Source organism: Immundisolibacter sp., assembly GCF_041601295.1.
Classification (GTDB): Bacteria; Pseudomonadota; Gammaproteobacteria; order Immundisolibacterales; family Immundisolibacteraceae; genus Immundisolibacter.
Map to the genome: position 1 here is coordinate 1 of NZ_JBFIII010000099.1, position 10,581 is coordinate 10,581.

Here is a 10,581-nt window from a genome sequence, read left to right on the forward strand (position 1 = left end):
AGCCGCATACTGACCAGCGGCATACTCCAGAGGCTGGTCGATCTGCAAACGCAGCTCGACGATATCGTGGGTGAGCGGAATCTGCGCCGTGATACGGCCCTGGCAGGTCATCTGCTGAAAATGTGGACGCCGACTGTCAATGTCCACTTCGAGCGTGATTTCCTCGCCCGGCGCCACCTTGGCCTGACAGGCAAGGATATAGCCGGCCTTGAGTTCCTCGGCGCTCAGTACATAAGAGAAGTCACGGATCGCCTTGACCTTGCCGCTCAACAGCCGACTGCGACACGCCATGCAGGTCCCCACCTTGCAGCTGTGGGGAAAGTCGACGCCGGCCTCCAGCGCCGCCTGCAGCACGCTCTGGCTAGCCAGCACCTCTATATCGACACCTAGCGGCTCGATGCGTAAACGGCCCGGCTCCTTGGAACCGCGCTTGAAAAACCCGAACATTCGCACTTCCTTTGCTGTGCACCAGACCGCCCGGATAGGCCAGTAATGCGCCCAAGCTACCCCGGCAGGCATGTTGCTCGTCCCTATCCAGGGCGACACACCCGAGGCTCGAGCCCGGCAATCAAAAAACGAAACGGCCCCAGCATCCCCACGGACGCCGGAGCCGTACCGGCCGGGGCGACCAGAGCTCAGACGTTATAAATATCGACCACCGACGGGATCACGTCGTTCATCAGCACAATTTTCTTGCGCGCGATAACCAGCTTTCCCTGTTCCTCACGCAACCCATACTCGTAAGTGCCGTAGAACGAATCGGTGCGCTCGTTGCGGTAAGCATTTGCCTGCCAGGTCGCCTTGACCGGCAATACCCCGTCAACAGCTTCGCCTACGCGGATGTTCGTCACCAGATGGCAAGTGCGAGGCAAAGGCGTCGACGCCGACGACATGCCGGACTTGATGCGCCAGATGCGGTCTTCGAGACCATTACGGTCGTTGTAGTAGGTCAGTGAGATTTCGCTGGTCGGGTCCTGCGTCAACTCATGCTCACTGTCCCAGGCCGGCATCCAGTACTCGACGTCGGTGGTGAACAAGGCCAGCCAATCATCCCAACGCTTTTCGTCAAGCGCCGCCGCCTCCTCGAATAGCAGGGCCAAAACCTTGGAATACTGATCACTCATGGATGGTCTCTCCTGGACTCTAGATATGTTTGAATTTTGGCGTCGGAAAAGGCGTTGGATGCTAGCGGATACGGCCGCGACTGTCCACGCTCACCAGGCAGTCCAGCCGCCGTCGTTGGCGATGATTTGGCCGGTCATGAAGCCCGAGGCATCGCTGGCCAGGTACAGGCACAGCCCTGCCAGTTCCTCGGGCTGGGCAGTCCGGCCCATCGGCGTGCGCGCCTCGATGCCGGCCAGAAACGCCTGCAACTGCTCGGGTTGCCAGCTGCCCAACGACTCCCGGCCGAGCTGGGTGCCCAGGTGCCAGCCCGGAGCAATGGCGTTGAAGCGAATGCCATCCGCCGCGTACTCCACCGCCGCCTGCCGCGTGAAACCGACCACCGCACCCTTGGATGCGGAATAGTTGGCGGCCACCGCCGGCAATTCGGGAGTGACGCCCACCAGGGCCGCCACGGATGCCAGATTGATTACCGAACCCTTGCCGGCACGCAGCATCAGGGGCAGACAGGCCCGCGTCACCAGGAACACGCCGCGGGTGTTGACCGCGTGCAGCCGGTCCCAGTCCGCCACCGGCATCTCGTGGACGCGGGCGGTGCGGGTAGCGATGCCGGCGTTGTTCACCAGGACATCGAGCCGCCCGCCCGCTTGCAGCGCGCGCGCGAGCACATCGACCGACTCCACATCCGCCACATCCACCGCCCGCGCCTCGGCCTGCCCGCCGGCCGCGGCGATCAGGTCCGCGGTCTCCCGGGCGCCACCAAGGTCAAGGTCCGCGCAGCACACGCGCGCGCCGGCCACCGCCAGCACCTGCGCAAAGACGCGGCCCAATCCACCACCCGCGCCGGTGACCAGAGCCAGCCGGCCATCCAGCCGGAACATATCCAAGCTGATACTCATACGGTCTCCAGGCAACAGAAATCAGGACTCCTGGCCGTCACGTAATCCGACTCGCTTACTGGGCTGTAAAGCCACCATCGATGGGGATGATCGAGCCGGTAATGAAACCGGCCTCGTCGGACGACAGAAAAGCCACCAGATTAGCCACCTCGGACGGTTCCGCGCCACGTCCAAGCGGCGTCATGCCCAGGGCCATCTGCAGAAACTGCGGCCCGATGCGTTCCACCATCGGCGTCAGGACCAGGCCCGGGCAAATGGCGTTGGCGCGAATGCCCTGACGTGCGTAGGTCACCGCCAGGGCGCGCGTGAGCGAGATCACCGCGCCCTTTGACGCGCTGTAAGAGTGCAGCCCCGGGCCACCGATCAGCCCACCGATGGACGAGGTGCTGGTAATGACCCCGCCGCCACCGCGCAGCATGCTCTGAATGGCGTGCTTGGCAACCAGGAATACGCCGCGGGTGTTGACCGCCTGGATGCGATCCCAGTTATCCACGCTCAGCTCGTCGCTGTTGCCGTCGTGGTCTTCGATGCCGGCGTTGTTGAACAGAATCCGCACCGGGCCGTAGGCCTGCTCGGTACGCACGGCCATGGCCACCACGCTCGCCTCGTCGGTGACATCGCACTGGCAGGCAAATGCTTCACCGCCTACGGCACGGATGCTCGCCAGCGTCCTTTGGTTGCCAGCCTCATCCACATCCGCCAGGCATACACACGCGCCCTCGGCAGCCAGGCGCAGCGCCGTGGCTTGCCCCATACCACTGGCAGCACCGGTAACGATGGCACTGCGGCCATTGAATCTGCTCTCCATGCACGCCTCCATGGAAATCGCTTCATTCAGAACATCGGAATAACGTTCAGGTCCGTGCCGCGTGCGAACCAGCGGCCGCCGCAACCGAACAGCCGTTCAGCACGATCACACTATAGCCCACCCCCGACAGCGAGAAACGTCACGTCAAATGCAAACCGCCCCGCCGGAGGCGTACTTCGGCGGGGCGGTTTACCCATTACTCGGCGCTCGCGTTCGCCATCGCATGGATACTAGATCGGCGTCACCATCAGGGTCTGGATGCGATTGGTATCGAAGATGCACAGCTTTTCCTTGAAGCGCAGATCACCGTCCATCCGCACTATCTGGTCCAGGTACTTGCCGGCGTTGTAGATCCGCGTTTCGCCGTCCAGCAGGGTCTGAAACACTACGTAGTTGGTCTGCGCCGTAATGACGCCGCCCTCGTCGCTGAGCACCCGCACGTTGCTGACCAGGTGTCGATAAAAATGCGGCGCGTAGATGTTGGCCTTGCGCAGCGCCACGATGCGATCGCGCAGCATGCCCTTGCTGTCGCAGAACATCACCGACACCGGCAGGCCAAGGTCCACGTTCTCGCGTGGGATGACCTTGTACACGCACTCGTCGATAAAGAAATCCGGCCAGGCTTCAAGCAGGCCGTCGTCGATGCACTGCACGTAGGCGTGGATCAGTTCCTCGACCTCGTAGCGCAGGGGTAATTGGCTCATGGATACAAAACTCCGGTCAGGCGGCGAACTTCAGTTCCGCCAGGCCAATGCCGGTGATCCACGGCGGCATCGGTTCATAGCAGAGTAATTCGCCGCGAATGTTGCTCGGCATGGCCGCCATGGCAACGATCCAGTTACGGATCTCAAACGCGCCATTCCCACCATGTTCAAGCACATACTCGTCGCTGAGGTCGACCAGGCCATCGATGTCACCGCGCTCGACCATGCCCAGCACCAGGCGGTCGAACTCGGTATTGACGCGCCCCATCTCGGCCGTACCGACCCAGTGGCTGATGCCACCGGTACCGTAAACCACCACGCGGTCATCGCCCGGGTAGGCAGCCACGGCCGCGCCGATCATCTGGCCAAGCTGCTTGGCGCGCTTGGTGCGCAGCAGCGGCGTTACGCCCGAGGCTGTGTAGATAGGGATGGTGCGCATGCCCGGCACCGGCGTGACTGCCTTGTGGACCGGAATCATCGTGCCGTGATCCAGCACCAAGGACTTGGCGACGGCCCAATCGAAGCCCTGGTCGAAGCCGAAATTCATGATGTGCTCGGCCAGCGCGGTGTTGTTCGGCACCGTGTAGCGATCGATGCGCAGCCAGTTCTCTTCCGGCCCTTCGACGTCACCGATGCCAATCAGGTACGGCGGCAAACAGTGCGGCCCGAACATGGTGAAGTGGTCGTCGCCAATCACGATCGCGGTATCGGCCTTGAGTTCCTTCACCCGCCCGACCACGCGCCCAAAAGCCTCTTCGACCGTCGCTACCTGGCTGGCGTCGGCGATTTCCGGGTTACCGGTGATAAGGGGGTCATGCGGCATGATGAAGCCGCCAACGATCTGGGCCATGCGATGTACTCCGTGGGGTGGGTCAGGATTGCGGCGGCATGCCGGGGAACGGCGGCATAACACCGCCGTTCATGTGCTCAAGATACGAGAACGGCATGCCCTCGGGGCCCTTGAGCATCGGCCAGACCATCATGGTCAGCAGGGTGCTGACGCCACGCTCGGCCAGGGCCTTCAGGTCAACCCGCTTGACCATGTCCCGCTCGTCGGGCTCCAGCGGGTAGGCGGCAAGATAGCCGTCCGGATCGGCCCGGAAGGCCGCGATGCGGTCCGGATCGGTGCCGAACTCCCAGAACACTTTCTCAACGGCATTGAGGCTCACGTCGTACTCCAGCTTTCTACAGGAACAGATACAGGTTCTTGTCCAGCACCACCCGTTGATCGAGCATGATCTTGCGCCGGAAAAGCCGCAACTGGCCGGATTCGTCGCGGCGCAACAGGTCTTCCCGGCCGTAGAAATGGTGCGTCTCGTCCCGCTGGCGCCGGTTGCGATAGACGTGGACATTGCAGTAGGTGCCGAGCAACTCTTCCTGGGCGGTGTGGTAGACCTCGATATTGTTGACCAGGAACCGCGCCCGGCCGGGCGGGTCTTCCATCCATACCAGGCCCGTTTCGAGCCTGTCGACCCGGTTGCTGAGGTCGGCGTAGTTGTCGTTATAAATAGCCGGATCCTGCGGAGTCGGCGCGGCGCGGTTGTCGCGCACGAAACGATCCTCGACGATCGGTAGCCAGTAGTGGACGTCCGGATCCACCAGGGTCTCCAGCCACTGCCGGGCCTGCCGCCGATTTTGCAACCGTGCCTCGCGGTAATAGAACTGCGTCACCTCGTGATGCAGCGCCAACTCCGCGGGCCGGGTCTCGTCGGGCTGCACCGGGCTGAATGCTTGCAGGGTTGGCGCGTTCATGCCGCACGCCCCGCGGCCTTGACAGCGCCACCGATCAGGGGTTCTTTCCAGGCCACGTCGTTGGCGCGTACCGCATCCCAGTCCTGCGCCTGCATCAATTCCGCCCAGAAGCGATAGAAACCGCGATACGACGTTTCGCCGATGAAGTTCTTGCCTATGACGCCGGGCAGATCCGGGTGCTCGCCGTCGTTGATCTGGCCCATCTGGCTATTCATCACGCCCTTGCGGGTTTGCGGCCCGCGATTGGACCAGGTGCAGGTCTCCATGTTCTCGCCGTCGTCGCTCTCCAGCGTGCCGGCGGTACCAAAGGTATGAATGGCCTGCTTGACCACCTCGGCCTTCAGTTCGGGTGACATGGCTTTCTCGACCAGGGTCCAGGTCCAGACCTCTATTTCGTTAGGCCCACGCGGATTCCACACCTTGAAGGTGTTGGTGCCGTAGAGGTACGAACAGTTGGGAAAAATTCCGGCGTTCCAGTGGCCTGTGTAAAGCTTGGCCCGCCACTCGCCCAGCTTTTCAGTCACCGCGGGCACGTTGGCGTAGGCGTATTCGCGATAGGCCGGATCATCGTGGATGAGGCCCACTCCGTCCAGGATCACGCCAAAGCCGTGTCCGTGTCGGGTCGTCACCTGCAGGCCGGCATCGTCGAGGGGAAATTCCGCATTGCCAGCCAAGCCGGCTAATGGCCCGCCGAGGATTTTGATGGCCGCTGCGTGTGTCCAGCCGACGTGATAGCCGTCGCCGATGAAATTCTCCGCCGGAACCTTCCAGTTGCAACGCAGGATGGATTTCATCGGCGGGCCAACCAGTTCCGCGCCACCAGTACCGTCCATCCAGGTATCCAGGTACCAAGCCATGTCGCCGAGGTAATCCTCAAGGCTGGGCGCGGCAGGATCGAAACAACCGAACACGAAGCCGCGATAACTGGCCACCTTGGCCACCTCCCGCAAGCCTACCTTGGAGCGGTCCAACTGCCCGTAATAGGCCGACTGCTCCATCGGCAACGCCGCCAGCGCGCCATCCGCGCCGAACGACCAGCCGTGGTAGTTGCACGTGAAGGCCTTGGCGTTGCCGGAATCGGCGTGGCAAACCTGGTTGCCGCGGTGGGTACAGGAATTCAGGAGCGCCTTGATTGAGCCGTCCTTCTGGCGCACCACGATAACCTTGTCCTCGCCCATATAGGCGGTCACGAAGTCGCCGAAATCCGGGATCTGGCTCTCATGGGTCAAGAACAGCCAGCAGCGGCCAAAGACCCGCTCCAACTCCTGTTCGTAGACCTCCTGGTCCCAGAACACCCGTTTGCTTTGAATGCCGTTCGCGACATCCACCAGCTCGTTTACTTTGACCACAATTCACCTCCGTGTAGCGCAGCGGCCCAACCCCGTTCCCAATCCGGCGGGGGGTCGATTATGCCGCAAGCGCTGTTCGTCCACATTAAACCGGCGGACGATCTGATCACAGTTGCATGAACTGTCGATAGCCGCGCCAGAAGCCACGAATGGAGTTCTCGTCCATACCCAAACGGTCGAGATCGCTGTCGCTGTCACCGCCCATGGCCAGCACCGAACCTGCGTTCGCTTCCACGCCAACCAATCCGTGCTGGACGATCTCGACCGCTTCGCCGTCTTCCATGGAAATGAAACCGGCCGGGCCGACCAGGTTGATGTTGCGCAGGCGATGCGCACGCACTTCGGCGCTTTCGCCAAGGTAGCCAAAGAAGGTCCACACCACTTCGGTGTCCGAGATGCCGCGGGTAACGATCTGGCGCGTGGCCAGGGTGTTCTGGATCTGCTGCAGTACGACGTTTGGGAACAAGGACTGGATGGTCAGGGACACACCGTCACCGTAGTCATCCTTGAACTCGATCACGCGTCGGTCGGCCAGCGCGTCGGCCGCTGGCATGGCCCGCATGCCCTTGTTCTGGTATTCGGAAACATCGCCGCCGCTACCGGAGGTCATGATCTGAAACAGGTTGTGGAAGCGGTGACCCTCGTCCATGACCGCCGCGCTGTCCTGTGCCGGGCGGTAAATACCAAAGGTTGGGTAAAACAGGTGTAGCAGGGCGCCGTGGTAGCTGTCACGGGTGTTTTCAGCGTACAGCTTCCAGTTGCCGCGCATCTGCTGACGAGTCGTGCCCAGCAGTTCGATCGGTCGTCCGAGCACGCGCCGGATATTGGCCAGCATGACCGGCCCCAGGTAGTCCTGCAGCGGCTCGGCCTGCTCGTCGAAGGTGGCGAACACCATCGACTCGACGCACTCGACGCGCAGCTTTTGCAAGCCGTGGCTGGCCATATCAAAGTCCGCCGGGTAACCGCCCTTGCCGCCCAAGCCCTTGCGAAACGGCACGCCGATCAACGCACCCTGGTTATCGTAAGCCCATTGGTGGTAGACGCAAGTGTGCGTGCCGGAGGCGCTGTTGCCGCGCAGTTCACGACACACCAGCGCGCCACGGTGGGCGCAGCGGTTGACCCAGGCGTGCAGGCTGCCGTCGGTGTCGCGGCACAGCACCACCGGCGTATCGCCGACGACGTTGGTCTTGAAGTCGCCGGGGTTCGGCAGCTCTGGCTTCAGGCCAAGATAATTCCACGTGGGTCCACGAAACAGGCGCTCCTGCTCCAGGGCGTAGACCGCCGGGTCGGTGTACAGCGCGTAGGGGACTTCGGTCAGTTCGGCGCGCGGCCAAATAGCCGAAACGGCGTGTGGTGCGTTCATGTGGCGCCGGGCCGGCGGGCGAACTCAGGCCGCAACTTTCAGTTCGGCCAGGCCCAGGCCGGTGATCCACTCAGGCACCGGCTCGTAGCAAATCACCTCGCCGTGGAAACGCGGCATGGCGGCCATGGCAATGATCCAGTTGCGAATCTCGAAGGCACCGTTTCCGCCCTGTTCCAGCACGTAGGCATCATCGAGTCCGGCCATCGCCTCCACGTCGCCGCGCACCACCAGGTCCAGGATCATCCGGTCGAAGGGCTCGTTGACCCGCCCCATGTCGGCCGTGCCCACCCGGTGACTGATGCCACCGCAGCCCATCATCACCACCTTGTCGTCGCCCGGAAAAGCCGCGACGGCGGCGCCGATCATACGTCCCAGGGCCAGGGCGCGCTTCATGCGCAGCAGAGGCGTCACGGCCGCCGCCGTATAGATAGGGATCGTGCGCACGCCGCGATTCGGTGTAACCGCCAGGTGCACCGGAATCATGGTGCCGTGATCCAGCGTCAGCGACTTGGCAACCGACCAGTCAAACCCGTTATCGAAGCCATAGTTCATGATGTGCTCGGCCAGCGGCACATTGTTGGGCACCGGGTAGCGATCGACGCGCATCCAGTTTTCCTCAGGCCCGTCGACGTCACCGATGCCGATCAGGAAACTCGGCTGGCAATGCGGCCCGAACAGGGCGAAATGATCGTCCCCGACCACAATCGCCGTATCGGCGCCCAGTTCGGCAATGCGTTTCACGACGCGCTCGAAGCCCGCCATGATGTTTTTCGCCTGGCGCTGGTTGGCGACTTCCGGAAAGGCCGTGATGGCGGGATCGTGTGGTACGCAGAATCCGCCGACGATGCTTGCCATGCGCATATCCTCCTTAAATTAAGGAACCATGAACCGTAACTGTCTCGCCCGGTGTCGGCATCACGCGCCGACCCTGGCCGGCCCGCCGCGTCCGAGTGCACGCCGCAGTGCCCCGCGCAGTTGTCGAAAACGAATGTACCCCTTCAGGCCGATCGCCTTGAAACCGGTCATCCCCATGTCGGGCAACTTGCCGTCGTTCATGTGAACCAGATAATCGAAGGGCATCTCGTCGGCGCCTTTCAGCAACGGCCACACCATCAGCGTCAACAGGGTATTGACACCATGCGCGGCCAGCGCCTTCAGATCCACGTGACGAATCATGGCCTGCTCCGCCGGCGTCAGCTGGTAAGCCTTCAGATAAGCATCCGGGTCGCGCCGAAACGCCTCGATGCGCGAGGGCTTGTTGCCGAACTCCCAAAACACTCTTTCCACTGCGTGCACGCTCATTCTGCGTCCTCCGTTCGTGTATGTACCCCGCCTCAAACTGGCCGCTGACCAGCCGATCGGTTGGGGCAGTGTACCGATTGCCCGGCCATCGCCGCCATTCAGGTCGAGACACGGTTTGCGGCCGGGTTTCGGCAAGGCTATGATGCCCAACCGCGTGGTTTGCCGGCCAACTGGCGCACTACGTTATCACCTGCAGGAGGAGAGCTTATGGTTTCGCGCCGCGAATTCTTGCGGGGCGGCAGTCTGGCCGGACTGACGTCGCTGATGCCTGCGGCAAATGCTGCCGCGCGAGCAAGAGCGATGCCTGCCAACCGCCCGTATGAGGCGGTATGTGATACCCGATATCCCGAAGGCGACGCCTTTCTGGCGGCAATAGCCGGCCAGGCCTACCGCAGCCATGGCGTCGGCAATGACCCCGGCGTGGTCCTGGGCATACTGCCCGAGGCCCTGACCGCCGGCCGGGCCGTGGTCGGGCTGACCACGCACACGGCCCTGGTTATCGCCCAGCAGGTGGCCGGTCCCCAGGGGTACGCCTTGGCCTACCGCGGCGAACACACCCATCTGGGCGATGAGCAACTGCGCCACCGTCTGCTCGGCAACGCCGCCTGGCTCGCCGACCTGGCGACGCTGCTCAAGACCAGTGCGGATAGTTGGCCGAGTGCGCTGGGTAATGCCATCCCGCGCCTGACGATGGACCAGGAATGTGCCGATCGGCATGAGCTTAGCTGCCGCGCCGCGCGCCCGCAAGGCAGCCCCGGCCAACTCGTGTCCTGGATTCTGGTGCCCGCGCCCCGCAGTTAAGCCACTGGCCGGTCCCGCCGTCCACAATTTGCCGAGGAGATAAGCCCATGCCCCAGGTGCTGCCCGACTGGCTGACACCCCAGCAGTTTCAGCAAGCGGTGAAAGAAATGCGCGCCGTGGTCGGCGATAAATGGGTCTTTTACGAAGACGGTCCGGCGCTGCGCAGCTACCGCGATGCCTATTCGACCTTGGATGACGATGCCTTTCTGCCCTCGGCGGTGGTCGCTCCTGACGGCGTCGAGGAAATCCAGAAGATCCTGAAAATCGCCAACGACTACCGGGTGCCGCTGTGGACCATCTCCAGCGGCAAGAACTTTGCCTATGGCGGCCCCGCGCCGCGCAAATCCGGCTACGTGGTAGTCGATTTGAAGCGCATGAATCGCATCATCGAGGTGAACGAAGAGTTCGCCTACGCGCTGGTCGAACCCGGCGTCACCTATTTTCAGCTGTACGAGTACATCCAGAAAAAAGGCTACAAGCT

14 protein-coding genes are annotated in these 10,581 nt (G+C 62.7%); 2 read left to right on the forward strand and 12 right to left on the reverse strand.

The window, feature by feature from the left end:
- The 12 genes from ABZF37_RS11885 to ABZF37_RS11940 all read right to left on the reverse strand — a co-directional run.
- On the reverse strand, positions 1-447 hold a 447-nt coding region (locus ABZF37_RS11885), incomplete at its 3' end, for a 2Fe-2S iron-sulfur cluster-binding protein (RefSeq protein WP_372720182.1).
- A gap of 188 nt (positions 448-635) precedes the next feature.
- Positions 636-1,124 carry an aromatic-ring-hydroxylating dioxygenase subunit beta gene (locus ABZF37_RS11890; RefSeq protein ID WP_372720184.1) on the reverse strand — a complete coding sequence of 163 codons (489 nt, stop codon included), beginning with the start codon at positions 1,122-1,124 and terminating at the stop codon, positions 636-638.
- A 90-nt stretch (positions 1,125-1,214) separates the two neighbouring features.
- Positions 1,215-2,021, reverse strand: coding sequence for an SDR family NAD(P)-dependent oxidoreductase (locus ABZF37_RS11895; protein ID WP_372720186.1), 807 nt, complete (start codon positions 2,019-2,021; stop codon positions 1,215-1,217).
- Positions 2,022-2,076: 55 nt separating this feature from the next.
- Complete coding sequence (locus ABZF37_RS11900; protein ID WP_372720188.1) at positions 2,077-2,829, reverse strand: SDR family NAD(P)-dependent oxidoreductase; 753 nt, start codon at positions 2,827-2,829, stop codon at positions 2,077-2,079.
- Positions 2,830-3,059: 230 nt separating this feature from the next.
- Positions 3,060-3,533 carry an aromatic-ring-hydroxylating dioxygenase subunit beta gene (locus ABZF37_RS11905; RefSeq protein WP_372720190.1) on the reverse strand — a complete coding sequence of 158 codons (474 nt, stop codon included), beginning with the start codon at positions 3,531-3,533 and terminating at the stop codon, positions 3,060-3,062.
- 16 nt (positions 3,534-3,549) lie between these two features.
- Positions 3,550-4,383: a protocatechuate 3,4-dioxygenase gene (locus tag ABZF37_RS11910; protein ID WP_372720192.1), complete on the reverse strand. Its 834-nt coding sequence runs from the start codon at positions 4,381-4,383 to the stop codon at positions 3,550-3,552.
- Positions 4,384-4,405: 22 nt separating this feature from the next.
- Positions 4,406-4,702 carry a hypothetical protein gene (locus tag ABZF37_RS11915; RefSeq protein ID WP_372720194.1) on the reverse strand — a complete coding sequence of 99 codons (297 nt, stop codon included), beginning with the start codon at positions 4,700-4,702 and terminating at the stop codon, positions 4,406-4,408.
- Positions 4,703-4,718: 16 nt separating this feature from the next.
- Entirely contained in the window at positions 4,719-5,285 is a 567-nt protein-coding gene (locus ABZF37_RS11920) for a 3-phenylpropionate/cinnamic acid dioxygenase subunit beta (protein WP_372720196.1), read from the reverse strand.
- Positions 5,282-6,634, reverse strand: coding sequence for an aromatic ring-hydroxylating dioxygenase subunit alpha (locus ABZF37_RS11925; RefSeq protein WP_372720198.1), 1,353 nt, complete (start codon positions 6,632-6,634; stop codon positions 5,282-5,284). Before ABZF37_RS11925 ends, ABZF37_RS11920 begins: the two co-directional genes overlap by 4 nt.
- 106 nt (positions 6,635-6,740) lie before the next feature.
- Positions 6,741-7,997, reverse strand: coding sequence for a Rieske 2Fe-2S domain-containing protein (locus ABZF37_RS11930; RefSeq protein ID WP_372720200.1), 1,257 nt, complete (start codon positions 7,995-7,997; stop codon positions 6,741-6,743).
- Positions 7,998-8,021: 24 nt separating this feature from the next.
- On the reverse strand, positions 8,022-8,852 hold the full coding sequence (locus ABZF37_RS11935) for a protocatechuate 3,4-dioxygenase (RefSeq protein ID WP_372720202.1): 831 nt from the start codon (positions 8,850-8,852) through the stop codon (positions 8,022-8,024).
- A 60-nt stretch (positions 8,853-8,912) separates the two neighbouring features.
- Positions 8,913-9,299, reverse strand: coding sequence for a hypothetical protein (locus tag ABZF37_RS11940; protein WP_372720204.1), 387 nt, complete (start codon positions 9,297-9,299; stop codon positions 8,913-8,915).
- Positions 9,300-9,506: 207 nt separating this feature from the next.
- Between ABZF37_RS11940 and ABZF37_RS11945 the strand changes: the two genes are divergently transcribed.
- Both ABZF37_RS11945 and ABZF37_RS11950 read left to right on the forward strand, forming a co-directional pair.
- Complete coding sequence (locus ABZF37_RS11945; RefSeq protein ID WP_372720206.1) at positions 9,507-10,100, forward strand: hypothetical protein; 594 nt, start codon at positions 9,507-9,509, stop codon at positions 10,098-10,100.
- Between the two features lie 47 nt (positions 10,101-10,147).
- Positions 10,148-10,581 (forward strand): FAD-dependent oxidoreductase (locus ABZF37_RS11950; RefSeq protein WP_372720208.1); only part of this gene is annotated, 434 nt, incomplete at its 3' end.

What these genes read in the sequence shown, in the direction of transcription:
- ABZF37_RS11890 (WP_372720184.1), bottom strand. Translation starts at nt 1,124, where the DNA reads ATGAGTGATCAGTATTCCAAGGTTTTGGCCCTGCTATTCGAGGAGGCG.
- ABZF37_RS11895 (WP_372720186.1), bottom strand. Translation starts at nt 2,021, where the DNA reads ATGAGTATCAGCTTGGATATGTTCCGGCTGGATGGCCGGCTGGCTCTG.
- ABZF37_RS11900 (WP_372720188.1), bottom strand. Translation starts at nt 2,829, where the DNA reads ATGGAGAGCAGATTCAATGGCCGCAGTGCCATCGTTACCGGTGCTGCC.
- ABZF37_RS11905 (WP_372720190.1), bottom strand. Translation starts at nt 3,533, where the DNA reads ATGAGCCAATTACCCCTGCGCTACGAGGTCGAGGAACTGATCCACGCC.
- ABZF37_RS11910 (WP_372720192.1), bottom strand. Translation starts at nt 4,383, where the DNA reads ATGGCCCAGATCGTTGGCGGCTTCATCATGCCGCATGACCCCCTTATC.
- ABZF37_RS11920 (WP_372720196.1), bottom strand. Translation starts at nt 5,285, where the DNA reads ATGAACGCGCCAACCCTGCAAGCATTCAGCCCGGTGCAGCCCGACGAG.
- ABZF37_RS11930 (WP_372720200.1), bottom strand. Translation starts at nt 7,997, where the DNA reads ATGAACGCACCACACGCCGTTTCGGCTATTTGGCCGCGCGCCGAACTG.
- ABZF37_RS11935 (WP_372720202.1), bottom strand. Translation starts at nt 8,852, where the DNA reads ATGGCAAGCATCGTCGGCGGATTCTGCGTACCACACGATCCCGCCATC.
- ABZF37_RS11940 (WP_372720204.1), bottom strand. Translation starts at nt 9,299, where the DNA reads ATGAGCGTGCACGCAGTGGAAAGAGTGTTTTGGGAGTTCGGCAACAAG.
- ABZF37_RS11945 (WP_372720206.1), top strand. Translation starts at nt 9,507, where the DNA reads ATGGTTTCGCGCCGCGAATTCTTGCGGGGCGGCAGTCTGGCCGGACTG.